This window comes from Haemophilus parainfluenzae, assembly GCF_014931275.1.
Lineage (GTDB): Bacteria > Pseudomonadota > Gammaproteobacteria > Enterobacterales > Pasteurellaceae > Haemophilus_D.
Map to the genome: position 1 here is coordinate 1,994,324 of NZ_CP063110.1, position 23,821 is coordinate 2,018,144.

Here is a 23,821-nt window from a genome sequence, read left to right on the forward strand (position 1 = left end):
CTTAATTCCAAAAAATAAAAAACAGTTAAAAATCTGACCGCACTTTCACCGCAATAGTGATTAATTATCTAAACTAATTCGTAGTGCCGCGGCAATCGCAAAAGGCGATAAGGTTATCGCGCCAGCTAAAATTGCACCTAAAATAGCAAGCTGTCCACCATAAGGGAGATTTAACGCGGCGGCATCTAAAATTGCTGAGGCAAAAATTAAAACCGGAATAAATAATGGTACCACAAGTAAACTCAGCAATACGCCACCTTTACGCAATCCTACCGTCAATGCCACGCCAATTGCGCCAATGCAGCTTAAAATCGGTGTACCCACTAAGAGTGTAAGCACCAATGCCCACCAAATATTCACTTCTAATGAGAGCAATAAAGCGGCAATAGGAGAAAGTAGAATCAACGGCAACCCCGTTAACAACCAGTGTGCAACGACTTTTGCAAGTGCCGTTAATGCTAAAGGTTGAGCCGTAAGCATCAATTGTTCTAAAGAACCATCAATAAAGTCATCTCGGAATAAGCGCTCAAAAGACAGCAACGCAGAAAGCAATGCAGCCACCCAAGCAACTCCAGGTGCGATGCGAGAAAGTAATTTAGGATCCGGCCCGATGACTAATGGAAATAGCGTGATGACGATCAAAAAGAACCAAAGCGGATTTAAAATTTCCGCTTGCTTACGGGTCGCAATCTTCAGCTCTCGCTTTATAATCTGTAAAAATATCATAAAAATCTAAGGGTTATATTTATAATCAGCAAGATTGATTTTCTTCAATAGGCTACTTGGTACTTCTTGATGGCTCGTTAAAATCACCATTCCGCCTTTTTTAGCATGATTTTCAAAAAGTGCGGTCAAAACTTCAACCCCTTTTTTGTCTATTGCTGTAAAAGGTTCATCCAAAATCCAAAGTGGTGCTTCAGAGATCCATAATCTCGCCAAGGCTATGCGCTTTTGCTGACCCGCTGAAAGTTGGGCTGCTGGCAAATCTTCACGGCCAAGTAAGCCCACAGTTTCAAGCACATCCCATAAAATATCAGTGCCTTGCTGGCTTTGACTAATCTGCTGATAAAATTTTAAATTTTCCCATGCCGTTAATTCAGGCTTCACGCCTGAATGATGGCCGAGATAAAGTAGCTGATGATGGTATTCTTCGCGTTGTTTTGTAATCTCTTCTGAATTCCACCGCACTTTACCTTCTACTGGTTGTGCAAGGCCTGCTAAAATCCGCAATAAACTTGTTTTACCGATACCATTGTGTCCTTCAATTTGCACGAAATCACCACTTTGAAATTGCAGTGAAAGATCAGTGAACAACACGCGATCACCACGTTGGCACGCCAATTGTTCTAATTGAAGTTGATGAGCAGGAAACATAGTCTCAGCCTTAAAAATAAAATCTTGTGAAAAATCAGCGGGTATTCTACCACAAGGGGAAATTTTGACGAGATTTTAAGGACTAAAAGGCATAACTATTTAGGCGTAGATCGGTGTATTTATTGATTTAAAACAAACTAAATTTTCCTAGCTTTTTCATCAGATAATCAAATAATTAAAAGATTTACTGATCTAAATCAAATTTTCTGCTACTATTTAGTTACTTTTTGATGTCGTTTTATCAAAAACATTACCTTAACTTCATTTAAAAAAGGAACATATTATGTCTTATACTCTACCTGAATTAGGCTACGCTTATGATGCGTTAGAACCACATTTTGATGCACAAACAATGGAAATTCACCACTCTAAACACCACCAAGCATATGTAAATAATGCAAATGCAGTGTTAGAAACTTTACCTGCTGAATTTTCTGAAATGTGTGCAGGTCAATTAATCAGCCAATTAGATAAAATCCCAGCTGAAAAACGTACCGCGTTACGTAACAACGCAGGCGGTCACGCAAACCACAGCTTATTCTGGAAATCATTGAAAAAAGGCACCACTTTACAAGGTGATTTAAAAGCAGCTATCGAACGTGATTTCGGTTCTGTAGAAAACTTCAAAGCTGAATTTGAAAAAGCAGCAGCGACTCGTTTTGGTTCAGGTTGGGCATGGTTAGTGATTAACCAAGGTAAATTATCTGTTGTTTCTACCGCAAACCAAGATTCTCCATTAATGGGTAAAGAAATCGCAGGTTGTGAAGGTTTCCCACTATTAGGTTTAGATGTTTGGGAACACGCTTACTACTTGAAATTCCAAAACCGTCGTCCAGACTATATCAAAGAATTCTGGAACGTAGTGAACTGGGATTTCGTGGCAGAGCGTTTAGCTAAAAAATTAGCAAACTGCGGATGTTCAGCTAAATAATCGTTTCTCAAAATGTAAAAAATCGCCTTTATTAGGCGATTTTTTTATTGCTTAAATCCAGCGTCTGACTTTTTTCTTGTAAGCTAAATAAGACTCACCAAACTTCTTCTCTAGCCAATATTCTTCAGGTTTAATTTGCCATTGTGTGATGAGATAAACAAAAAGAAAAACACCGATAAAACTGACCGCACTTTGCAAATAAACCGCCCATGCCACTAACAAACCCGCTAAGCTTAAATACATGGGATTACGGCTAAAACGATAAATACCATTTGCCACAAACACATCACTTTTTTCTAAGTGAATTGGATTGATATTTGCTTTACTTTTATAGAATTGCCAAAGGCTAAAAAAAGCGATGGCAGAAGAAACCGATATAATCAAATAAACTGCTAATACATTGATTTTAAATGGATAAGGATTAGGCAAATATGCCATGATAAGTGCACACCCAATAAAAATGACGGGTGGCGGCACAATAGGTTTCTGAATCATAAGATCAAAAATCCAATAAAAAGCCCGAGCAATTCGGGCTAATTAAAATATTACAGATTATTTAATTTCATCTGCGCCATTTGTTTTTCTAACGGGTTACCGCTTTTTTGTGCATTCTCAAAGCTTGCTTTAGCACCATTCACATCGCCTTTTGCGACTTGAATATCGCCCGCTAAAAGATCTTTACGTGCACTAAAGCCTTGGCTTTTCACTTGATTTAGACTTGCTAGTGCTGCATCAAATTGACCTTGTTGGAATTGCACTGCAGACAAACGAAGCGCTGCAAGAGAAGTTAAGATATCATCTTGTGATTGAGCAATCGCTTGTTTTAAGCTATTTTCTGCAGAGGCGTAATCTTGTTTTGCAACAAAACCTTTTGCTTCATCTAATAAGCTAAATACCGCATAGCTAGTTTTATCATGCGCTTTCACAAATTCAGCTACTTTAGCTTGTTGTGCGGCGGCATCTTTGTTTGTGGTATAAACTAAGGCATCATATTCAGCAGACGCTTGCATAATTTGATTGGCTTGATAAGACTGCCAATAACGCCAGCCCAACATCCCGCCTACACCAAGAATAAAAGCGGCAATAATGGTTTTGCCATTGTCTTTCCACCATTCTTTTAACTGGTTCAGTTCTTGTTCTTCTTCAATGGTATATGCCATTTTCCTATCCTTCTAAAATTAAAATTGGGCTTTCACGTGTTCAATTAAATTGGCCACATCAATGGTTTGCTGCTCTGCTGTGCCAAGTAAGTGTTTTACCACAACTTGATTAGTTTGCACTTCACTTTCGCCAAGTACAAGGGCTAGAGTCGCACCAGACTTATCTGCACGTCTAAATTGTTTTTTAAAGTTACCGCCGCTGCAATGCAACATTGTGCTTAAGTGCGGTAATTCTGAACGAAGTTTTTCCGCGAGCTGGAATGCGGCTAATGTTGTACCTTCACCTTGATAAACAACGTAAATATCTACCGCACTTTTTACCGGAATCGATTTATTCACTTCTTGAACGAGTAGCACTAAACGCTCTAAGCCCATTGCGAAACCAACACCACTTGTTGCGTGGCCACCAAGTTGTTCAACTAAGCCGTCATAGCGTCCACCACCACATACGGTCCCTTGCGCCCCTAATGCGGATGTCACCCATTCAAATACGGTTTTATTATAATAGTCTAAACCACGAACCAATTTTGGATTAATTTCATATTGAATACCAACCGCATCTAATAGACCGCATAACTGCGCAAAATGCTCGCGACTTTCATCGTCTAAATAATCCAATAATTTTGGCGCACCGTCCAATACATCTTGTAATGCTTGATTTTTAGTATCCAAAATACGTAATGGATTTTTTACAAGACGTTCTTTCTCTTCTTCGCTCATTAAATCTTGGTGATTTTCTAAGAAGGCCACTAATGCAGAACGATAGTTTGCACGTGCTTCTAATGAACCAATTGAATTTAATTGAAGTGAAACATGTTGATCAATACCTAACGCTTTCCACAAACGTGCCGTTAAAATAATTAACTCCGCATCAATTTCAGGGGTTGCGATACCAAATACTTCGACACCTGCTTGGTGGAATTGACGGTAACGACCTTTTTGTGGACGTTCATGGCGGAACATTGGTCCCATATACCATAAACGTTGTTCATTGTTGTAAATCCAACCGTGTTCAATCGCAGCACGCACGCATCCTGCCGTACCTTCTGGACGAAGTGTTAATTGTTCATCATTATCCCAGAATGTGTACATTTCTTTTGAGACAACATCTGTGACTTCACCAATTGCACGAGCAAATAATGGCGTACTTTCCACGATTGGCATACGCACTTCTGAATAGCCGTAGCTGCTTAAAATTTGGCGAACCTGCCCTTCAATCCATTGCCAAAGTGGAGATTCAGTTGGGGAGCAGTCGTTCATCCCACGAATTGCTTGAATATTTTTTGCCACGAGTTTTCCTTAAATAATTCGATTTTTTGGATCTTGTTGTGCAACTTTGGCACGAATTTTTGCTTCTAATTGGTCAATAATCGAGTCGTTATCAAAACGTTCTTTTTGACGCTCACCATCTAAATAATAGCCACTTTTCTTATTACCACCGGTCACGCCAAGATCAGACACTAATGCTTCACCCGGGCCATTTACCACACAACCGATAATAGATACATCCATTGGGGTAATAATATCTTCTAAACGTTGTTCCAGTGCATTCACCGTGCCGATCACATCAAACTCTTGACGAGAGCAAGTTGGACAAGCAATAAAGTTAATCCCGCGAGAACGAATACGTAATGATTTCAAAATATCAAAACCAACTTTAATTTCTTCTACAGGATCTGCGGCTAAAGAGACACGTAAGGTATCACCAATACCTTCCGCTAACAGCATACCTAAACCAATTGCAGATTTCACTGAACCCGCACGCGCGCCACCAGCCTCCGTAATGCCTAAATGCAACGGCTGTTTAATGGCTTTTGCCAGTAAACGGTAAGATTCCACTGCAAGGAAAACATCTGATGCTTTTACGCTCACTTTAAATTGATCGAAGTTTAAACGATCCAAGATCTCAACGTGGCGTAACGCTGATTCTAATAAGGCTTCTGGTGTTGGTTCACCAAATTTCTCTTGAATATCTTTTTCTAACGAGCCAGCATTGACACCGATACGGATAGGGATATTTTTATCACGCGCGCAATCCACCACTGCACGAATACGATCTTCACGACCGATATTGCCTGGATTAATACGTAAGCAATCCACCCCATATTCAGCCACTTTTAACGCAATGCGATAATCAAAATGAATATCCGCCACTAATGGCACATTCACTTGCTGTTTAATGATTTTAAAGGCTTCGGCGGCATCCATGGTAGGTACAGAAACACGCACAATATCTGCACCGACACGCTCCAAAGATTTAATCTGTGCAACGGTCGCTTCAACATCAGTTGTGCGAGTATTTGTCATGGATTGTACGGCAATCGGTGCATCACCACCGATTGGTACATTGCCCACATAAATTTTTGTCGATTCACGACGTTTGATAGTAGGTTTTACTGCTGACATTCTTTCGTAAATTATTCGTTAAGGTTTTGGTAATTTAAATTTAGCCACACGGCCATCAACTGTAAGCGGATACGCTTCGCCTTTATAAGTAATGCGAACGTTACCTGGCGCACCGATAATCAAGGCATATTCATCACCATTAAAGGTTAAGGTTTCACCTTGTTTATATTCTTTTTGCGCTAATACTTTACGGTTTTTGTCTTTCACACTAATCCAGCTTGAATTTTTCGTGATCTCAATAACGAGATCGCCTTTCACTGTAGTTGGTGCTTCAGAAATAGCGGGGTTTTCAACCGCACTTTGTGTATCTGGCACGGTTTTCTCTGTTGTTGGTTCTGTGTTAGGTAACGTTTGTTCCACAACAGGTGCTTGGGCTTGTTCAACGGTAGGTGCTGAAGTTACAGCTGTTGAAACTTCTGCATTTACTGGTTGAGCTTGATTTTCTTGAGTCGTTGAAACAGCGGGTTCAGCAACATTATTTGTTTTTTCCGCTACAGACGTAGTTTCATTGCTTGACACCGCAGGCTGACTATTTACTGTTACTGGAATTTCATTCGAATGAGTAGCAGGTAGCTCTGCTGTTTTTTCTTTTTCAACGTAGGTTTGCACTAAATTATCACGTTCTTCGTTTGATTTTTGATAATTTTGCCACCACCATAAGCCAGTCATTCCAACAGCAGCGAGTAAAATAATTGTTGTGAGTGTGCCTACCCAACGGCTGTGAGAAGAATATTGGTTAACTGAACGCGTCGCACGTGTATTTTTACTTAAATCATTTTTATGTGCTTCACCAAAAGTTAAATTAGCCCATTCAGCATCAGGAATACGTAAAAATTTCGCATAACTACGTACGTAACCTCTCAAAAAGGTTGAAGGTATATTTTTTTGGACAAATTCATTATTTTCTAATTTTGCCAAAATGTTTGGACGTAAAGAAATGGCTTTTGCCACATCTTCTAAAGAAAGATTTAATGCTTCGCGTGTTTGGCGAAGTTTATCCCCAAAGGAGATTTTAGTTGTTTCAGTTTGTTCGACGATTGTATTCATAGGTATAAAAATAGAGAAATAGAAATAAAAAACTAAATACCAAATTTTAAAGTCGAAAGGGGCTTTTGGCAATGATTATTTGAGCGTGCGGAGCTTTTCTGCTCTAGAAGGATCAACTTGGCGTAATTTATCCAACGCTTGTTGATAAACGTCGGTTTGTTTTCCAGCAAAAGCACAAAGTGCTATGTTTTCGTAAGTATCAGCTTGATGATAATAATTCGGTGCTGCAAGTGCCGCATTAAATTGTGAATAAGCTTGTTCAAACTCACCTTGCCCACATAAAAATGCACCAAAGTTGTTATACACATCACCTTGCTTATCGTCTAACTTAATCGACTGTAAATAAGCTTGCTTCGCTTTTTCCGTATCGCCTTGTAATTGATAAAAATGCGCAAGTGCCGAGTGCACAAGATAATAGCGTTCATCATGTTCAAAGGCTTTATCTAAATTCAGTTTTGCTTGAACAAAATCCTCTTGTTGCAGATAGCCTAATGCCAATTCAACTCGGGCTTTTGCTGCTTGTTGTTTATTAAAATCAACAGAAGACTGAGAAACACAAGCAGAAAAAACAAAAGAAAAAATGACCGCACTTAGAATGTTAATTGGGATTAATTTCATCTTATCACTCCTCTATCTTATCACTCTTCTCTAGGCCATTTTCCCTTTACAAGTATTGCTATATTTAGCTTAGTTAACAGCTTTTACGTCAATACCTTCACCAAACTTACGTTTCATTGCTGTACGTTTGGTTCGGTCGATCACATCCCCCGCCAACTGACCACAAGCGGCATCAATATCATCACCACGAGTTTTGCGCACAATTACCGTAAAACCGTATTCCATTAATGTTTTTTGGAAACGATCGACACGGCTATTTGAGCTTTTACCATAAGGCGCTTCTGGGAACGGATTCCATGGGATCAAGTTAATTTTACACGGGGTATTTTTTAACACTTGAGCTAATTGATGCGCATGCTCTGTGCCATCATTCACATGATCTAATAACACATATTCAATAGTCACTTTACCATGGTTAGCATTCGATACCTCTAAGTATCTGTGCACCGAATCCATCAACATTTTGATGTTATATTTTTTATTGATCGGCATAATTTCATCACGCAATTCATCGTTCGGTGCGTGAAGCGAGATCGCTAATGCTACATCAATCTTATCACGTAACATATCGAGTGCAGGCACGACTCCTGAAGTAGATAACGTCACGCGTCGTTTAGACAATCCATATGCGAAATCATCGAGCATAATTTCCATCGCGGGTACAACATTGGCCACATTTAACAAAGGTTCACCCATGCCCATCATCACCACATTGGTAATCGGACGAACACCCGTTACACCAAAATTACCGATAATTTTTGATGCACGCCAAACCTGCCCAATAATTTCAGACACCGTTAAATTACGGTTAAAGCCTTGCTGTGCTGTCGAACAAAAGGTACAAGCTAAGGCACAGCCTACTTGAGAAGAAACACAAAGTGTTGCGCGATCTGCCTCAGGAATATAGACCGTTTCAACTTGCTGTTCACCTACCTGCATCGCCCATTTAATGGTGCCATCCGCAGAGCGTTGCTCAACCGCCACTTCTGGCGCTTTAATTTCAGCGACCGCTTTTAATTTTTCTCGTAATTTTTTATTAATATTGGTCATATTGTCGAAGTTATCTTCGCCAAAATGATAAATCCATTTCACTAATTGATCCGCACGAAATGGTTTCTCGCCTAATTCAGCAAAAAACTCACGCATCTGCTGACGCGTTAAATCCATTAAGTTAATCTTTTTGGTATTCGTTTCGGATGAAAGGGGTTGTTCTAACATAAAGCCTCGTTATTACACATTACGGCGATGATGTTACTCAGAATTGAGCAACAAAAAATTCGCATATTAAAAATGAGCCGAGATTTTACAGATTTACCGACGGATAAGCTAGCAGATTTGAAAAACAAAGAAAATTTTGACCGCACTTCTTTGCGATCGCTATCGCAAAAATCAAAAAAACAAAAGAAAAAAGTGCGGTTAAAAAACTTTAAATTTTTTCTCTTTCACACATCCCAAACCCTTACAAAAACTGATAGAATACAAGCTTTGTTTTATTCTCTAAGTTGGCTATATTAAAAGATATGTTAAAAAAAGTGCTTTCTGTATTGTGTTTAGTGCCAGCAATGGCAACGGCACAATCTTATGTCGTGTATGATTTCACCCATGATCGCGTGCTAGAAAGTAGCTCACCGAATCATGTTCAACCTATCGCTTCCGTCACCAAGTTAATGACTGCAAATGTGTTTCTTGAAAATAATCGAAACGCAAATTGTACTGCATCGATTACTGACGACGATTACGATTACATTAAAGGCACACATACAAAATTACCAAAATACACGCCAATTTCTTGTAATGAATTATTAAAAGCGATGCTCGTTCACTCTGATAACTATGCTGCTCACGCCCTTTCTCGCTCTGCAGGCATGAGCCGTTTGCAATTTATCCAAAAAATGAATGAGAAAGCGAGAGAATTAGGTATGCGCTCTACCCGCTTTTCAGATAGCTCAGGTTTATCTGACAGCAACATTTCAAGTGTGATGGATCTCGTAAAACTGGCTAAATACTCTCTTAACAAAGCACAAATCAAAAACCTCTCTAATATGCCAAGTGCTTTCATTCAAGCTGGCGGACGTAGCGTTTTTGTTAAAAACACCAATAAATTAGTGCGTGAAGAAGTGTTTGATGCAGCAATTAATAAAACCGGTTACATTCGCGAATCTGGCTATAATTTAGTCTTTGTGAATAAAAATCCATGTAATCGCGCGACCATTGGGGTGATCAGTTTAAATAACCATTCATCTGCGTTTCGTACTAACTTTACTAAAGGAAAATTAGAACAATACGGTTGTATCGCAGGACGTAGTATGCACAACTTTACCGTTGATGAAGCCCAATATGAAGAAGGCTATGATGAAGCGGGTATGGATCGCCTAATCCAACAAGTTGGTGGTTAATCATTTCAAAAAAGAGCGGTCATTTTGCACAAAATTTTCCGCTTTTTAATTTTAATTACCTATCGATTTGATAATTATTTTCATTTAAAAGTCTTATAAAAAATGATATTATTCTGCAGAATGCTAATTAATCATTATTTTTAAGGAGATCTCATGAAGCATTTATTTAAAAGCCTATCTGTTATCGCTCTAGGTTTAGCTACTTTACAAGCCGAAGCGAAATTTAAAGTGGTGACCACATTTACGGTTATTCAGGATATCGCACAAAATGTTGCGGGCGATGCCGCGACGGTGGAATCTATCACCAAACCTGGTGCAGAAATTCACGAGTATGAACCGACCCCTAAAGATATTGTAAAAGCTCAATCTGCTGATTTAATTTTATGGAACGGATTAAATTTAGAGCGTTGGTTTGAGCGTTTCTTCCAAAATATCAAAGACAAACCAGCTGTTGTGGTAACCGAAGGCATCACGCCACTTTCTATTTATGAAGGCCCTTATAAAGATGCACCTAACCCACACGCTTGGATGTCGCCATCTAATGCGTTGATTTATGTCGAAAATATTAAAAATGCATTAGTTAAATACGATCCGCAAAATGCTGATACTTATCAAAAAAATGCAGCAGCGTATGCAGAAAAAATCAAACAGCTCGATAAACCTTTACGTGAAAAACTCTCAAAAATTCCTGCCGACCAACGTTGGTTAGTGACCAGTGAAGGCGCCTTTAGTTATTTAGCAAAAGATTATGATCTCAAAGAAGGCTATTTATGGCCAATTAACGCTGAACAACAAGGTACGCCTCAACAAGTGCGTAAACTTATCGATTTAGTGAAAAAAAATCACATTCCAGTGGTATTTAGTGAAAGTACCGTGTCAGCCAAACCTGCTCAACAGGTAGCGAAAGAAAGCGGTGCTAAGTACGGCGGCGTGCTTTATGTCGATTCTCTTTCTGCCGCTGACGGTCCTGTACCAACTTATATTGACTTACTGAATGTCACTGTATCCACCATAGTCAAAGGATTTGAAAAATAATGACCGCACTTTCACTTTCCGCTTCGATTTCCGTTAATGATGTAACTGTGCGTTACAACAACGGGCACACTGCAATTTATGATGTTGCCTTTGCATTACAAGGGGGAACCATCTGTGCTCTTGTCGGCGTAAATGGGAGCGGAAAATCAACGCTATTCAAAAGCATCATGGGCTTAATCAAGCCACAGCAAGGCAATATTGCGCTTTGTGGTTTGCCAATTAATCGAGCATTGAAACAAAATTTGGTTGCCTATGTGCCGCAAGCGGAAGAAGTCGATTGGCAATTTCCAGTCTCCGTTTATGATGTTGTCATGATGGGACGCTACGGCTACATGAATTTCCTACGCATTCCAAAAGCTGAAGACAAACAAAAAGTGCTCGAAGCGATGCAACGAGTAAACATCGAGCATTTAGCTGAACGGCAAATCGGCGAGCTTTCTGGTGGGCAAAAAAAACGCGTATTTTTGGCTCGTGCATTAGCACAACAAAGTAAAATTATCTTGCTTGATGAACCTTTTACAGGTGTGGATGTTAAAACTGAAAATGCCATTGTGGAACTCCTTCGTCAGTTACGTGCTGAAGGGCATTTGATTTTAGTTTCCACCCATAATTTAGGCTCTGTACCAGATTTCTGTGATCAAGTGGTGATGATTAACCGTACTGTGATAGCTGCCGGTAAAACAGAAAATACATTTAATCAGCATAATTTGGAAAAAGTCTTTGGTGGTGTATTACGACACATCAAATTATTAGGTGAAGATCTGCATAATGATGAAGATAAACGTGCTGTCACCGTGCTTACGGATGATGAACGTCCCGTTGTCTTCTATGGTGAAACCAAAAATGATCCGCCTGCAACGGCTGTAAAATCCTGTCGTCTGCCTCCGTCTGACAAGGAATAAGCCATGCTTGAATATTTACTGGAACCTTTCTCCTATGAATATATGCAAAAAGCCATGTGGATAAGTGCCGCAGTTGGTGGCATTTGTGCCTTTCTTTCTGCCTATTTAATGTTGAAAGGTTGGTCATTAATTGGCGACGCGCTCTCTCATTCCGTGGTTCCGGGTGTGGCGATAGCTTATGCCTTTTCACTCCCCTATGCTTTAGGTGCTTTTTTTGCCGGAATTTTGGCTGCACTTTCCATTTTATGGATCAAATCCATTTCTAAACTCAAAGAAGATGCCGTTATCGGCTTTATTTTCAGCACATTCTTTGCCTTGGGATTGTTGATTATTTCTCTGAATCCAACTTCAATAAATGTGCAAAACATCATTCTCGGTAATATCCTCGGGATTGCTGATGAAGATATTTATCAAGTAGCCATCATTATGTTGATTTGCTTGGTCTTATTACTTATTTTTTGGAAGGATCTGTTACTGATTTTCTTTGATGAAACGCAAGCAATTACAGTTGGACTTTCACCACTGTTTTACAAAGTTCTCTTTTTTACACTCTTGAGTGCTTGTGTCGTTGCGGCATTACAAACTGTCGGGGCAATTTTAGTGATTGCGATGGTAATCACACCAGGCGCAACCGCCTATTTACTTACTGACAAGTTCAAAACTCTTATCAAAATTGCCGTAGCATTAGGCGCAATCACTGGTTTCGTCGGTGTCTATTTAAGCTATTATCTGGATGGCGCAACAGGTGGTGTCATCGTAACATTACAAACCTTGTTATTTTTATTGGCTTTTCTATTCTCGCCCAAATACGGATTAATCAGTCAAAAACGACGTAAGGTGGTGGATTATGACTGAGATGTTCGCCATTTTCGTTGAGCCATTTCAATTTTCCTTTATGCAAAATGCGCTACTCACGGCATTAGTGGTTGCCGTCATCTGTGCACTACTCTCTTGCTATTTGGTGTTGAAAGGATGGTCATTGATGGGGGATGCCATTTCTCATGCTGTCCTACCTGGCATTGTCTTAGCTTTTCTAGCGGGTATTCCATTAGTGATTGGTGCCTTTATCTCAGGTATTGCCTGTGCCTTAGGGGTAGGTTATTTAAAAGAGAACAGTCGAATCAAAGAAGATACCGCGATGGGAATTGTATTTTCGGGAATGTTTGCCATTGGTTTGGTTCTGTTCACTAAAATCCAAACCTCACAACATCTTACACACATCTTATTCGGAAACGTACTGGGTGTAAGCCAACAAGAGCTGATTCAAACGGCAATCATCGCCTTGATCATTTTTATTTTACTTGGATTAAAGCGTCGTGATTTTCTGCTTTATTGCTTTGATCCGAGCCATGCTCGTGTTGCTGGTCTCTCGCCTAAATTATTGCATTATGGCTTGCTCACATTACTCGCGCTCACTATTGTGAGTACGATGCAAGTCGTTGGGGTTATTTTGGTTGTAGCGATGCTAATTGCGCCTGGCATCACCGCGCTAACACTGACCAATCGCTTCGATAAAATGCTCGTTATCGCAATCATCAGCGCTGTAACTGCAAGTCTATTAGGCGTGCTACTTAGCTATCATTTTGATGCATCCACTGGCGCGTGTATTATTTTGCTACAGGCCGTATTTTTCTTAATTGCCCTGATTTATAGCAAAATAAAAGTGCGGTTAAATTTCTAAATAAAAAAGCTAACATTTCTGTTAGCTTTTTTGTTAACCATTGCGTTTTAATAATATCAGTGCTTCATAATGCGCTGTATGCGGGAACATATCAAATAATTGAATTTGAGTAAGTTTATAATTGGTTAGGTGTTGCAAATCTTTTCCCATGGAAATCGCGTTACAGCTGGAATAAAGAATAAAGTGCGGTTGCATTTCATTGAGAAACTCAGCGAGTTCCTTTCCGATACCTCTACGAGGCGGATTGACGATCACCAAATCAGGGATGTTTTCATCTTGTGTTAAAGCAAAATTAGCCGCATCCAATGATTGGAATTTAACGTTGTTTAACCCTAACACCTGAGCGGATAGAGTCGCCGCTTGAATAGCAGATGGCGAAATTTCAATTCCCGTTAATTCCACTTCTTGTTGATGTTTATCCTGCAAAGCTTTAGCGCAATGAAGTCCAAAACCACCTACACCACAAAAGAGGTCCCAAAGTTTAGTAATCGGCAAATCTTGTACCCAATCTTGTGCCGTTGCATATAGCCCTTGTGCTACAAGTGGATTCGTTTGGAAGAAACCTTGAGGGCGAATAAACAACGGAATACCGTTAAAGCTTTCTGATAAGGTGTGCTGTTCAGTTAAAAAGATTTCTTTCTCACCTTCTAAGATCGCCGCATGTTGAGGTTGGATATTCACACTCACCACTTCAAGTTGTGGTAATTTTTCCAATAACCCTGCAAATTCACGTTGAATTAACGGCAATTTAGTTTCTGAACGCAATACAAAACGCAACATCAATTTTTTTGTATGTTGGCTTTCTGTGAGCAGAATATATTTGAGCTCACCTTTTTGCTTAGCCACGTTATAAGGGACTAAACCCGCGCGCCCAATAAAATCTTTTAGAATCGGAAAGAGTTCAGCAAAGCGTTGCGGATAAAGCGGACAATCACATAAATCCACCGCACTTTGTGGATCAGTCGGGTCTTGTAAAATACCTAAAATGGGACGTTCCACCGCGCCACTTACAACCATTTTCGCTTTATTACGAAAAGCTGACTCGGAGAAATAAAAAGGCGGATGCCAAATTAAATTATCACAATCTAATTTGACAAGTTGTTGTTTTAGATGCTTTTCTTTCTTGGCGAGTTGCTGTTCATAAGGCATTTCAAGCCATTGACAAGAACGGCAATCGCCTTTTTGATAATGATGGCAATCAATCATTTAGAAGCAAGCCACTCTTGTTGAAGTGCGGTCAGTTTTTGATGATTTTCAATCCAACGCGAAGTTTTTGTGAGTTCTGACCAATCAAAGGATTTTTGTTTAAAGAGAGATTTCAAGCGAGCTTGGCGTGCTGTGAAATGCCCCGTTGTTTCCTGTAACTTCAGATTATCAAGCACTTGAATGACACCTTCTCGCTCATTACAAAGCAATAATAAGTCACAACCAGCCTTCAAGGCTTTTTCACTGCGAGCCACAAAATCGCCCATAAAGCCTGCGCCTTTCATGCCTAAATCATCAGAGAAAATCGCTCCTTGGAAGCCCAACTGTTTACGCAAAATCTCTTTTAACCAATAACTCGAACCGCTTGCTGGCTGGCTATCACATTGTGTATAAATGACGTGAGCCGGCATAATCGCATCAAGCTTACTCTGTTGAATTAATTGCTGAAATGGCAAAATATCATGATTAAAAATCACTTCTTTTGCTCGCTCATCATAAGGGGTTTCAAGATGAGAATCAGCTAAAACATGGCCGTGTCCTGGGAAATGTTTTCCTGTTGTTGCCATGCCTGCTTGGTGCATACCATCAATAAAAGCTGCTGCTAAATTGACCGCACTTTTTACATCGCAACCAAAACTACGATCACCAATCGCACGACATTCGTGACCTAAATCCAACACCGGAGCAAAACTCAAATCAATATCTAGCGCCACCATTTCAGCCGCCATTTGCCAACCCGCTTCTTTTGCTATTTGCTGTTGCTGAGCTGAGTCCTCAACTAATGCCGCAAAAGCCTGCATCGCAGGGAGCTGAGTGAAACCTTCACGGAAACGTTGCACGCGACCACCTTCTTGATCGACTGTGACCAATAAAGGCTTTTTCACTCGTTGACGAATGGATTTAATTAGCGCTTGAACTTGCTGACGATCATAAAAATTGCGGGTAAATAAAATCAAACCAGCAACTAAAGGATGTTCCAGTAATTCAACTTCTTCTTGTTTGAGCTCATGACCTTCAAGGTCAATTAATAATGTGGACATAAACTATTGTAAGTAAAGACGATAATTGCTACTTTCTGTGCTTGGTTTTAGTATCTCAAACACTTTCTTTTCTTGTGGTTGCAATAAAATATTGCCTGATTGGCTTTCTTGCTGATTAGGCCAAACTTGCGTTACACCTTGTGTGTTATACCAATAAAGATGGTAAAGCACATTGAGTTGTTGCGTAGTTTTATTTTTTAAGGCTGCGGTATTATCAGACAAATCAACATCTAAAGCCGGTGCTAAATTTGCCGCCATATTTAAAATTGGCTTATTGGTTCCTACAATATTTGGTGCAGATGAACAAGCCGTTAAAAATAATACCGTTGCTGTAATTAGGATCTTTTTCATTATTTCGCCAACATTCTACCTAAAGGTTCACCACCAACAAGATGCATATGAATATGGAATACTTCTTGTCCACCATGTTTATTACAGTTCACAATTAAACGGTAACCGTCTTCGGCAATGCCTTCTTCTTTAGCAATTTTAGCCGCGACAGTAAATAAGCGACCCAAAGTAACTTCATCTTGTTCCGTCACATCATTAACCGTTGGAATGACTTTATTTGGGATAATCAAAATATGGGTTTTCGCTTGAGGTGAAATATCTCGGAATGCGGTCACTAATTCATCTTGATAAACAATATTGGCGGGGATTTCTTTGCGAATAATTTTGCTGAAAATAGTTTCTTGAGCCATAGTCTTCTCCTTGTTTTATATAAAAAAGTGCGGTCAAAATTTACCGCACTTTGCTTTTATTTTCCATCAGAAATTGATGATGAATGACATTTCAATCAGCTTAGTGAGCCGCACCTTCTTCTGAATCATCTTGATTAATAAAGCTGGTATTAATCTCGATTTGTGCTTTTTCACGTAATGCTTGCATTAACTGTCCTTGCAATTCGCCTTGACGCACACGAACAAGTTGAGTGCTAAATTTCGCTAACTCTTGCTCATTTAAAGTAGGTTCTTCTACACGTTCAAGGGCAACCACAACCACATCACCTTTGCTGTTACGAGCAACTTGATAAGCCACTTTACCATCTTGTGGTTTTGCAATGGCAAATACACCTTCATAAAGCACTGGATCTTTATTATCCACTAACGTAAAGGTTTGTGGCTCACCAAAACTAATACCTGCAGGTAATTTGGTTAGATCGGCAGATAGCGCTTTAACCGCTTGCTCTGCTTTTTCAGCCAATACTTTATCGGCTTTTTCACGTTTTAAGAATTGCTCAATCGTTGCTTTCGCTTCATCAAGGCTTTGTAAACCCTCAGCTTTATGATCCACGACACGCACCACAACAAATTCATTTTCACCAACCGTTAATGGCTCAGAATTTGCGCCACCGTTTGCAATATCTGATTCAAAAATGGCAGAAGTCACATTTGGGAAATTTAATGCCGCAGGGACATTATTTTTACCGAAATAATCTGTTTCTTCCACTTTCACGCCTGCTGCTTCTGCTACCGCAGCTAAAGAATCACTGCTTTCTGCTGCTTTTGCACGAACCGCTTTTTCTACCGCTTGGAAACGACTTCCTGCTAAGTTTTTACGTACGATATCCGCGATTTGCTCTTTTACTTCGTCTAAAGTACGTTCTTTACGATCTTGCACTAAAATAATATGGTAAGCCCCATCCACATTAACTGGTGTGCTATATTGACCAACATTTAATAATAATGCTGCATCTTCAAAGTTTTTCGGTAATTCGTTGTCTTTTACCCAACCTAATTCACCGCCTTGTGCACCAGAAAGTTTATCCACAGATTTCGCTTTTGCTAACTCAGCAAAATCAGCGCCTTTTTGCAGTTCTTGATAAACCGCATCCGCTTCTTTCTCAGTTGCTAATTGGATATGCGCTAATTTTTGGCTAATGAATTGCGCTTTATTTTCTTGATAATATTGCGCAATTTGTGTTTCAGTTACAGGTTGTAATTTACCTAATTCATTCGCTGAAACGCGAATATATTGCACTTTCGCCTGTTCAGGTTGAACTAGTGATTTCGCATTCGCATCGTAATACGCTTTAATTTCTTCTTCTGTCACTTTTTGTTTTGCCACTTCATCAGCTAATGGAAGGGTTGCAAGACGAGCGATACGTTTTTGGAAAAAGGTTTGTGCACTATCTTTTACTTGAGCCGGCACAACAAATTCACTGTCAGCCAAACCGTTTTGCATTTGTTCAAGTGTTAATGCATTACGTAAAATAGCCGCATAAGTATCTGACGTTAAACCATTTTGAGTCAATAATTGTTGATAACGAGCGTTATCAAATTTACCGTTAGATTGTAAGTTAGGATCGCTTACAATCGCACGTTTGATCATGTCGTCACTTACACCTAATTTTAATTCTTTGGCATATTGACGGATTAATTCTTGATCAACTAAACGTTGAATTAAATTTTGACGAAGTGCGGTCACAAATTCCACCGAGTCAGTTTTCGCTAAGAAACTCTCGCCTTCTTGTTGTGCACGCGCTTCAAACTCTTGGTTGTAACGATTTAAAAAATCTTGTTGAGAGATAGTTTCACCATTTACTTTTGCAGCAAAACTCTCGTTGCCACCATACAAATAGCCAGACATCCCACCAATTAAAAATGAAACTGGAAGTAAAGCAAAGATCGCTTTCCCGATAAAGCTATGGGCGACGCCATGCATTTTTTCAATTAACATTCAATTATTACCCTTTTAAAAAAGACAAAGTTCGTAAGATTATAATCTAAAAGGCGAAAATTCGCACTTAAAAAACACCATGTTCGTGTAGGATTTTCACAGCCATGACTAATAACACTAAACCGCCAAAAATCTCTGCTTTGCTTTTGAATTTTTTCCCTAAAAAATGACCGCTCTTTACACCAATAAAAGAGATGACAAAGGTTGTTAAACCTATGATGAAAACAGCCAATAAAATATCCACGGAAAGAAAAGCAAAAGAGACACCAATGGCTAACGCATCAATACTCGTTGCCACACCAAGTGTTAGCAAGTGTTTTAAACTAATCAATGAGGGAGCGGGTTCATCATCCGAGCTAAGTCCTTCTCGAATCATATTCACACCGATGAGAGCAAGCAAAACAAAGGCAATCCAATGATCCCAATTTTGAATCATCTGACTAAATTGCAGTCCGACAACATAGCCGATTGCAGGCATGATGCCTTGGAATAACCCAAAACAGCATGCGATAGCTAATGCTTGTTTCCATCGAAAAGCGCGCATTGCTAAGCCTTTAGAGATGGAAACTGCAAAGGGATCCATCGAGAGACCAAGAGCAATGACCCACAACATATGAAAAGTCATAAACTAACGTTTATTTTCCAATACAGAAAGAACTGAAAATATTACCGAGCAAATCATCCGAGGTAAATTGCCCCGTAATTTCACTCAGGTTAGCTTGAACTAAACGAAGTTCTTCCGCCAATAATTCACCTGCATGAAACTCGGTTAATTGGACTAATCCAATTTGTAAATGTTCGGCCGCTTTTTCTAAGGCATCAAGATGACGACGGCGCGCTAAGAAACCACCTTCCATCCCTGTTTGGAATCCCATTGCCTGTTTTAAATGCTCACGCAATAAATCTACGCCTTGATGTGTTTGGGCGGATAAACAAACGGTCGTTGTGCCATTTTCTTCTTTTATCCCAACTGCCTCGCCGCTTAAATCTACTTTATTACGAACAATGGTCACCGGCATATTATTCGGTAATTTTGACAAAAATTCTGACCGTACTTTTTCAATATTTTGGCTGTCAGGATCGCTGCTGTCTAACATTAAGATAATACGATCGGCTTGCTCAATTTCAGTCCACGCACGCGAGATTCCGATACGTTCAACTTCATCTGTCGCTTCACGAAGTCCTGCAGTATCAATAATATGTAAAGGCATGCCATCAATATGAATATGCTCACGCAACACATCACGAGTGGTTCCTGCAATATCTGTCACAATGGCGGCCTCTCTGCCCGCTAAAGCATTCAGTAAACTTGATTTACCTGCATTTGGACGACCGGCAATCACCACTCTCATCCCTTCACGCAAAATCGAGCCTTGTTTCGCTTCACTACGAACTAAATCAAGTTGATCAATAATTTCTCGTAATTTTGCTTCGATTTTACCGTCTGCCAAAAAGTCAATTTCTTCATAGGGGAAATCAATCGACGCTTCTACATAAGTACGAAGATAAATCACGGAATCCACTAACTGATTCACTTTATTAGAAAATTCACCTTGTAATGATTTTAATGCTGAACGAGCAGCTTGCTCCGAAGTCGCATCAATCAAATCGGCAATGGCTTCAGCTTGGGCTAAATCTAATTTATCGTTTAAAAAAGCCTGTTCAGAAAATTCACCTGGACGCGCAAGACGAACACCATCAAGTTGTAAGATTCGTTTTAGCAACAAATCTAATACCACTTGTCCGCCATGACCTTGCAATTCCAATACATCTTCACCGGTAAAGGAATTCGGCGATTTAAAATAAAGCGCAATGCCTTGATCTAATACTGTGCCATCAGCATCTTTAAAAGGTAAATAATCTGCCATTCTTGGTTTAGGACATTTACCTAGTACCGCTTGTGCTACTTCAACCGCTTTTGGGCCGGATACACGCAAAATACCAATACCGCCACGTCCTGGCGCTGTCGCTTGGGCGACGATTGTTTCTTTCATAAAAACTCACTAAAAATTGACCGCTCTAATATTGCGGTTATCTTGAGGAAAAATTAATTGGAAAGAGCATTAAGTTTCATTACTTCAGATGCATCAATATAGGAGAGCGAGCTCGTTCTTTTTTTATAAATTTGGAGTATTTGCCCATTCTCTACCGAATTATAAACCTTTTTAGAAGTGAATCTTTCATTTCCATATTGATTAGATGAAATATTAATACTATATATCGATTTGTTTTTACGCTTATAAGTAACCTCGGCTATATAGTTTTCTTCTTGTCCCCAAATGGAAACATAGAACGTTAATAAAGTGTTTGAAAGTAAGAAAAAGCAACAAAAAAAACCACTACACATAATAATATACCCCAATACTTTCATGAGTATGTGATAAAAAATATTTTCTTTGGGTTTCTTTTTATTGGAAGCTCTTTTAGGCTTTGCCTTTCTTTGTAAAAGGACATTTTCCACTTCCCAATAAATCACGACAAAAAAAAGAAGAATGCTTAATACAAGGGAAACATAAACATCAAGACGTGCACCAGGAAGTAGGGTCTTATCCGAAAACGTAGGATATATAATTAACCCAATTAAAATAAATAACGAAATGACTTTTAGTCTTGTATTGAACATCATAAATATATGTAAAAACCGCACCCAAAGGTGCGGTTAGTGATTATTTTTTACGGGTATGTAACCCTTTTTTCTCTAAACCACGGTAGATCATTTGTTGTTGTACGATAGTGATTAAGTTAGATACTAACCAGTAAAGTACGAGACCTGCCGGGAACCAGAGGAAGAAGAACATGAAGATCAACGGCATGAAATTCATCACTTTTTGTTGCATTGGATCTGCAACTGGTGTCGGTGACATTTTTTGTAACAAGAACATTGATCCGCCCATTAAGATTGGGAGAATGTAGTAAGGGTCTTGTGCCGATAAATCTTGAATCCAACCAAAGAATGGTGCATGGCGAAGTTCAACCGCCTCCATAAACGTCCAATATAATGCGATGAAAATTGGCATTTGAAGGATTAATGGTAAGCAACCGCCAAGTGGATTTACTTTTTCTTCTTTGTAAAGTTTCATCATTTCTTGGCTCATACGTTGGCGATCATCACCAAAACGTTCGCGCATTTCTTGCATTTTCGGTTGCAACATACGCATTTTCGCCATAGAAGTGTATTGTGCTTTTGTAAGCGGATATAAAATCGCTTTAACCACTAAGGTGACACAAATAATTGCCACACCCCAGTTAGATACAATACTTTGAATAAAAGTTAATAACCAGAATAATGGTTTCGCGATAAACCATGCCCAACCGTAATCTACAGTCAAGTCTAAGTGGTTAGCCACTTCAGCCATTTTGTTTTGTAATTTGGGACCTGTCCATAATGAGCTGGTAATTGTTTCTGTTGCACCCGCTGGAATAGAAACCACAGGACCACGATAACCAATAGATGCGACGTTATTTTTGCTATCTGTAATACTATAAAGTTGGTTATTTACATCTTGATTTGGGATCCAAGCTGATACGAAATAGTGTTGTAAAACAGCAACCCAACCTCCTTTGGTATCGATAGAAAGATTTTTGTCTTTCATATCGCTGAAGCTGTATTTTTTGTAATTTGTTTCAGAAGAAGAATATGCACCACCAGTATAAGTAGGCATTGCCACGTTACCGCTGCTTTCAACTAATGTATGTTTTAATTGGCCATAAGGTTCAACTTCAATTGCGCTACCACTTTGGTTCACAATTTCAAAGTTAACACCTACATCATAGCTATCGCGTTTTAATACAAAGATTTTACGATAAGTGACACCATCTTTTTCAAATGTTAGTGGTACAGAAAGTTCATTTTGACCTTCTGCTAATTTGAAATTATCACCCGTAACTTGATATTGCGCGCGACCTGCTTTTGTATCGATCCCGTTTTTACCGATTAAGCCGCTTTGTGCAATGTAAACATGCTCGTTTGTATCTTTTAATAAAACGAAAGGTTCTTTTGAATTTAATTCTGCATCATATTTTAATAATTCAGAACTGATTACATCACCACCTAATGTATCCACTTTCAAACGGAATACATCATTTTCTAATGTAATAATGTGACCTTTGGTTTGTGAGTCTGCCACTACTTCGGCAGATGAAGAAGAACTTGCCGGTACATCAGAAGAGGCGGTTGTTGTTTGTTCCGTGGTCTGTTGTTGAACCGGTGGATTTTTATCAAGTTGCCATTGCTGATAAACAAGGAAAGAAATAAAGAGTAGTGCAAGCACTAATAGGCTACGTCTTGAGTCCATTATTTTTTCTCATCGTTATTATTAATCTTTTTCGGCGGAACAGGATCGAATCCACCGTCGCTTAAGGGGTGACATTTTAATACACGTTTTAGCGTAAGCCAACTACCTTTTAACAATCCATGTGTTTTTAACGCCTCAATACCATAGCAAGAACAGGTTGGTACAAAACGACAACGCGGCCCAATTAAAGGACTAATCGCTACTTGATAAAACTTAATTAAAGCGATGAGGATTTTTGTGCCAAACGAATGTGACGTGCCCATAATTTATCCAAAGTTTGTAAAAACGTTTTATTATCAAGCTGACCAATGCCACGTTTCGCTACAAAGACAAAGTCACAAGAAGGCAAATTATGTTGGGATAAACGAAAACTTTCACGAACTAAACGTTTGATACGATTACGATCATGCGCTCGTTTAAGATGTTTTTTAGCCACAGTTAAACCTAAGCGTGGGTGCTCAAGATTATTTTTGCGTGCGAGAATGGTAATTTCAGGGGTGCTTGCTCGAAACGGTTGTTCGAAGACATTTTTAAATTGAGTGGGAGTTAACAATCGTAACTCCCGAGAGAAGTTTAGCTTAATCACTAAAAACGGTGATTATGCAGATAAACTCTTACGACCTTTAGCACGACGACGAGCTAAAACTTGACGGCCGTTTTTAGTTGCCATACGAGCACGGAAACCGTGAGTACGGCTACGTTTTAATACAGAAGGTTGAAATGTACGTTTCATTGTAATCTACCTAAATCAAAATGGTTTACTGTTTTGATATTCAAAACACAACAAGGGTTATAAAAAATAGACCGCAATTTTAATCATAAATTGGGCTTTCGTCAAATAAGAAAAGAGAAAATTCCGAAATAATCTTCTGTTTCTTCTAAAATCGTGGGGATTATACGGATTTTGGGCAAAATCTCAAGCAACCTTTTTGTCTTTTTTTGATGAGCAACAGAAGATCTTTTGCCTAAATTATTGTAAAATTCTCTTCGATTTTTAACCGCACTTTTGCGGCTTTTATTTTATACGCATATAACATAAGGATAATTTATC

The 23,821-nt window shown here is 39.2% G+C and carries 28 protein-coding genes; 7 read left to right on the plus strand and 21 right to left on the minus strand.

Features of this window, described 5'->3' with window-relative positions:
* Positions 1-60 precede the first annotated feature (60 nt).
* Together ccmB and ccmA are read right to left on the minus strand one after the other, a co-directional pair.
* A complete protein-coding gene (gene ccmB / locus INQ00_RS09575; RefSeq protein ID WP_049364995.1) occupies positions 61-726 on the minus strand; it encodes a heme exporter protein CcmB in 666 nt (221 codons plus the stop codon).
* Between the two features lie 6 nt (positions 727-732).
* Entirely contained in the window at positions 733-1,374 is a 642-nt protein-coding gene (gene ccmA, locus INQ00_RS09580; RefSeq protein WP_049364994.1) for a cytochrome c biogenesis heme-transporting ATPase CcmA, read from the minus strand.
* Between the two features lie 283 nt (positions 1,375-1,657).
* Between ccmA and sodA the strand changes: the two genes are divergently transcribed.
* Positions 1,658-2,305, plus strand: coding sequence for a superoxide dismutase [Mn] (gene sodA / locus INQ00_RS09585; protein ID WP_049364993.1), 648 nt, complete (start codon positions 1,658-1,660; stop codon positions 2,303-2,305).
* 51 nt (positions 2,306-2,356) lie between these two features.
* Here the strand turns inward: sodA and INQ00_RS09590 are convergent, their stop codons facing one another.
* The 7 genes from INQ00_RS09590 to rlmN all read right to left on the minus strand — a co-directional run bounded on the left by INQ00_RS09590 (position 2,357) and on the right by rlmN (position 8,754).
* On the minus strand, positions 2,357-2,800 hold the full coding sequence (locus INQ00_RS09590) for a methyltransferase family protein (protein ID WP_197546911.1): 444 nt from the start codon (positions 2,798-2,800) through the stop codon (positions 2,357-2,359).
* Between the two features lie 50 nt (positions 2,801-2,850).
* Complete coding sequence (locus INQ00_RS09595) at positions 2,851-3,465, minus strand: YfgM family protein (RefSeq protein WP_178411184.1); 615 nt, start codon at positions 3,463-3,465, stop codon at positions 2,851-2,853.
* An 18-nt stretch (positions 3,466-3,483) separates the two neighbouring features.
* Positions 3,484-4,755, minus strand: coding sequence for a histidine--tRNA ligase (gene hisS / locus INQ00_RS09600; RefSeq protein ID WP_197546912.1), 1,272 nt, complete (start codon positions 4,753-4,755; stop codon positions 3,484-3,486).
* Between the two features lie 9 nt (positions 4,756-4,764).
* Entirely contained in the window at positions 4,765-5,871 is a 1,107-nt protein-coding gene (ispG, locus tag INQ00_RS09605) for a flavodoxin-dependent (E)-4-hydroxy-3-methylbut-2-enyl-diphosphate synthase (RefSeq protein WP_197546913.1), read from the minus strand.
* Between the two features lie 18 nt (positions 5,872-5,889).
* A complete protein-coding gene (locus INQ00_RS09610; protein WP_197546914.1) occupies positions 5,890-6,918 on the minus strand; it encodes a RodZ domain-containing protein in 1,029 nt (342 codons plus the stop codon).
* 75 nt (positions 6,919-6,993) lie between these two features.
* The gene (gene pilW, locus INQ00_RS09615; protein ID WP_197546915.1) at positions 6,994-7,536 is read right to left on the minus strand and encodes a type IV pilus biogenesis/stability protein PilW; all 543 of its coding nucleotides are present in this window, start codon (positions 7,534-7,536) and stop codon (positions 6,994-6,996) included.
* A gap of 69 nt (positions 7,537-7,605) precedes the next feature.
* Complete coding sequence (rlmN, locus tag INQ00_RS09620) at positions 7,606-8,754, minus strand: dual-specificity RNA methyltransferase RlmN (RefSeq protein WP_049363743.1); 1,149 nt, start codon at positions 8,752-8,754, stop codon at positions 7,606-7,608.
* 27 nt (positions 8,755-8,781) lie between these two features.
* On the opposite strand from rlmN, the gene INQ00_RS09625 reads away from it, so the two are divergent.
* The 6 genes from INQ00_RS09625 to INQ00_RS09650 all read left to right on the plus strand — a co-directional run bounded on the left by INQ00_RS09625 (position 8,782) and on the right by INQ00_RS09650 (position 13,550).
* On the plus strand, positions 8,782-9,051 hold the full coding sequence (locus tag INQ00_RS09625; RefSeq protein WP_178160845.1) for a hypothetical protein: 270 nt from the start codon (positions 8,782-8,784) through the stop codon (positions 9,049-9,051).
* A gap of 5 nt (positions 9,052-9,056) precedes the next feature.
* Complete coding sequence (locus tag INQ00_RS09630; RefSeq protein WP_049363744.1) at positions 9,057-9,932, plus strand: D-alanyl-D-alanine carboxypeptidase family protein; 876 nt, start codon at positions 9,057-9,059, stop codon at positions 9,930-9,932.
* A gap of 153 nt (positions 9,933-10,085) precedes the next feature.
* Positions 10,086-10,967 (plus strand): metal ABC transporter substrate-binding protein, encoded by an 882-nt coding sequence (locus tag INQ00_RS09635; RefSeq protein WP_065243887.1) that lies wholly within the window; start codon positions 10,086-10,088, stop codon positions 10,965-10,967.
* Positions 10,967-11,869 (plus strand): manganese/iron ABC transporter ATP-binding protein, encoded by a 903-nt coding sequence (locus INQ00_RS09640; protein ID WP_065243886.1) that lies wholly within the window; start codon positions 10,967-10,969, stop codon positions 11,867-11,869. The genes INQ00_RS09635 and INQ00_RS09640 overlap by 1 nt, the downstream gene beginning before the upstream one ends.
* 3 nt (positions 11,870-11,872) lie before the next feature.
* On the plus strand, positions 11,873-12,724 hold the full coding sequence (locus INQ00_RS09645) for a metal ABC transporter permease (RefSeq protein ID WP_049369424.1): 852 nt from the start codon (positions 11,873-11,875) through the stop codon (positions 12,722-12,724).
* Positions 12,717-13,550, plus strand: coding sequence for a metal ABC transporter permease (locus INQ00_RS09650; RefSeq protein WP_232086604.1), 834 nt, complete (start codon positions 12,717-12,719; stop codon positions 13,548-13,550). The genes INQ00_RS09645 and INQ00_RS09650 overlap by 8 nt, the downstream gene beginning before the upstream one ends.
* A 33-nt stretch (positions 13,551-13,583) precedes the next feature.
* On the opposite strand, the gene rlmC is transcribed toward INQ00_RS09650, so the two are convergent.
* The 12 genes from rlmC to rpmH form a co-directional block, all read right to left on the minus strand.
* On the minus strand, positions 13,584-14,756 hold the full coding sequence (gene rlmC, locus INQ00_RS09655; RefSeq protein WP_197546916.1) for a 23S rRNA (uracil(747)-C(5))-methyltransferase RlmC: 1,173 nt from the start codon (positions 14,754-14,756) through the stop codon (positions 13,584-13,586).
* Positions 14,753-15,796 carry a beta-N-acetylhexosaminidase gene (gene nagZ / locus INQ00_RS09660; protein ID WP_197546917.1) on the minus strand — a complete coding sequence of 348 codons (1,044 nt, stop codon included), beginning with the start codon at positions 15,794-15,796 and terminating at the stop codon, positions 14,753-14,755. Before nagZ ends, rlmC begins: the two co-directional genes overlap by 4 nt.
* Positions 15,797-15,799: 3 nt before the next feature.
* Positions 15,800-16,147, minus strand: a complete 348-nt coding sequence (locus INQ00_RS09665) for a DUF1425 domain-containing protein (protein WP_049357021.1) — start codon at positions 16,145-16,147, stop codon at positions 15,800-15,802.
* Entirely contained in the window at positions 16,147-16,497 is a 351-nt protein-coding gene (hinT, locus tag INQ00_RS09670; protein ID WP_005695575.1) for a purine nucleoside phosphoramidase, read from the minus strand. The genes INQ00_RS09665 and hinT overlap by 1 nt, the downstream gene beginning before the upstream one ends.
* A gap of 100 nt (positions 16,498-16,597) precedes the next feature.
* Positions 16,598-18,475, minus strand: a complete 1,878-nt coding sequence (ppiD, locus tag INQ00_RS09675; protein WP_197546918.1) for a peptidylprolyl isomerase — start codon at positions 18,473-18,475, stop codon at positions 16,598-16,600.
* A 67-nt stretch (positions 18,476-18,542) separates the two neighbouring features.
* Positions 18,543-19,100: a manganese efflux pump MntP gene (locus tag INQ00_RS09680; protein ID WP_197546919.1), complete on the minus strand. Its 558-nt coding sequence runs from the start codon at positions 19,098-19,100 to the stop codon at positions 18,543-18,545.
* 10 nt (positions 19,101-19,110) lie between these two features.
* Complete coding sequence (mnmE, locus tag INQ00_RS09685) at positions 19,111-20,469, minus strand: tRNA uridine-5-carboxymethylaminomethyl(34) synthesis GTPase MnmE (RefSeq protein ID WP_197546920.1); 1,359 nt, start codon at positions 20,467-20,469, stop codon at positions 19,111-19,113.
* Positions 20,470-20,522: 53 nt separating this feature from the next.
* Entirely contained in the window at positions 20,523-21,101 is a 579-nt protein-coding gene (locus INQ00_RS09690) for a hypothetical protein (protein ID WP_197546921.1), read from the minus strand.
* A gap of 40 nt (positions 21,102-21,141) precedes the next feature.
* The gene (gene yidC / locus INQ00_RS09695) at positions 21,142-22,770 is read right to left on the minus strand and encodes a membrane protein insertase YidC (protein WP_197546922.1); all 1,629 of its coding nucleotides are present in this window, start codon (positions 22,768-22,770) and stop codon (positions 21,142-21,144) included.
* A complete protein-coding gene (gene yidD / locus INQ00_RS09700; RefSeq protein WP_197546923.1) occupies positions 22,770-23,033 on the minus strand; it encodes a membrane protein insertion efficiency factor YidD in 264 nt (87 codons plus the stop codon). Before yidD ends, yidC begins: the two co-directional genes overlap by 1 nt.
* On the minus strand, positions 22,988-23,356 hold the full coding sequence (rnpA, locus tag INQ00_RS09705) for a ribonuclease P protein component (RefSeq protein WP_049369437.1): 369 nt from the start codon (positions 23,354-23,356) through the stop codon (positions 22,988-22,990). Before rnpA ends, yidD begins: the two co-directional genes overlap by 46 nt.
* Positions 23,357-23,368: 12 nt before the next feature.
* Positions 23,369-23,503 (minus strand): 50S ribosomal protein L34, encoded by a 135-nt coding sequence (gene rpmH, locus INQ00_RS09710; protein ID WP_005539760.1) that lies wholly within the window; start codon positions 23,501-23,503, stop codon positions 23,369-23,371.
* Positions 23,504-23,821 lie beyond the last annotated feature (318 nt).

Excerpts from the sequence above, each read along its gene's own strand:
- hinT (WP_005695575.1), bottom strand. The coding sequence starts at position 16,497 with ATGGCTCAAGAAACTATTTTCAGCAAAATTATTCGCAAAGAAATCCCC.
- INQ00_RS09595 (WP_178411184.1), bottom strand. The coding sequence starts at position 3,465 with ATGGCATATACCATTGAAGAAGAACAAGAACTGAACCAGTTAAAAGAA.
- INQ00_RS09680 (WP_197546919.1), bottom strand. The coding sequence starts at position 19,100 with ATGACTTTTCATATGTTGTGGGTCATTGCTCTTGGTCTCTCGATGGAT.
- INQ00_RS09625 (WP_178160845.1), top strand. The coding sequence starts at position 8,782 with ATGATGTTACTCAGAATTGAGCAACAAAAAATTCGCATATTAAAAATG.
- rlmC (WP_197546916.1), bottom strand. The coding sequence starts at position 14,756 with ATGATTGATTGCCATCATTATCAAAAAGGCGATTGCCGTTCTTGTCAA.
- INQ00_RS09610 (WP_197546914.1), bottom strand. The coding sequence starts at position 6,918 with ATGAATACAATCGTCGAACAAACTGAAACAACTAAAATCTCCTTTGGG.
- INQ00_RS09665 (WP_049357021.1), bottom strand. The coding sequence starts at position 16,147 with ATGAAAAAGATCCTAATTACAGCAACGGTATTATTTTTAACGGCTTGT.
- rpmH (WP_005539760.1), bottom strand. The coding sequence starts at position 23,503 with ATGAAACGTACATTTCAACCTTCTGTATTAAAACGTAGCCGTACTCAC.
- nagZ (WP_197546917.1), bottom strand. The coding sequence starts at position 15,796 with ATGTCCACATTATTAATTGACCTTGAAGGTCATGAGCTCAAACAAGAA.
- sodA (WP_049364993.1), top strand. The coding sequence starts at position 1,658 with ATGTCTTATACTCTACCTGAATTAGGCTACGCTTATGATGCGTTAGAA.
- mnmE (WP_197546920.1), bottom strand. The coding sequence starts at position 20,469 with ATGAAAGAAACAATCGTCGCCCAAGCGACAGCGCCAGGACGTGGCGGT.
- INQ00_RS09630 (WP_049363744.1), top strand. The coding sequence starts at position 9,057 with ATGTTAAAAAAAGTGCTTTCTGTATTGTGTTTAGTGCCAGCAATGGCA.
- INQ00_RS09690 (WP_197546921.1), bottom strand. The coding sequence starts at position 21,101 with ATGATGTTCAATACAAGACTAAAAGTCATTTCGTTATTTATTTTAATT.
- ccmB (WP_049364995.1), bottom strand. The coding sequence starts at position 726 with ATGATATTTTTACAGATTATAAAGCGAGAGCTGAAGATTGCGACCCGT.
- yidD (WP_197546923.1), bottom strand. The coding sequence starts at position 23,033 with ATGGGCACGTCACATTCGTTTGGCACAAAAATCCTCATCGCTTTAATT.
- INQ00_RS09590 (WP_197546911.1), bottom strand. The coding sequence starts at position 2,800 with ATGATTCAGAAACCTATTGTGCCGCCACCCGTCATTTTTATTGGGTGT.
- pilW (WP_197546915.1), bottom strand. The coding sequence starts at position 7,536 with ATGAAATTAATCCCAATTAACATTCTAAGTGCGGTCATTTTTTCTTTT.
- ppiD (WP_197546918.1), bottom strand. The coding sequence starts at position 18,475 with ATGTTAATTGAAAAAATGCATGGCGTCGCCCATAGCTTTATCGGGAAA.
- INQ00_RS09645 (WP_049369424.1), top strand. The coding sequence starts at position 11,873 with ATGCTTGAATATTTACTGGAACCTTTCTCCTATGAATATATGCAAAAA.
- ispG (WP_197546913.1), bottom strand. The coding sequence starts at position 5,871 with ATGTCAGCAGTAAAACCTACTATCAAACGTCGTGAATCGACAAAAATT.
- yidC (WP_197546922.1), bottom strand. The coding sequence starts at position 22,770 with ATGGACTCAAGACGTAGCCTATTAGTGCTTGCACTACTCTTTATTTCT.
- INQ00_RS09635 (WP_065243887.1), top strand. The coding sequence starts at position 10,086 with ATGAAGCATTTATTTAAAAGCCTATCTGTTATCGCTCTAGGTTTAGCT.
- ccmA (WP_049364994.1), bottom strand. The coding sequence starts at position 1,374 with ATGTTTCCTGCTCATCAACTTCAATTAGAACAATTGGCGTGCCAACGT.
- rlmN (WP_049363743.1), bottom strand. The coding sequence starts at position 8,754 with ATGTTAGAACAACCCCTTTCATCCGAAACGAATACCAAAAAGATTAAC.
- INQ00_RS09650 (WP_232086604.1), top strand. The coding sequence starts at position 12,717 with ATGACTGAGATGTTCGCCATTTTCGTTGAGCCATTTCAATTTTCCTTT.
- INQ00_RS09640 (WP_065243886.1), top strand. The coding sequence starts at position 10,967 with ATGACCGCACTTTCACTTTCCGCTTCGATTTCCGTTAATGATGTAACT.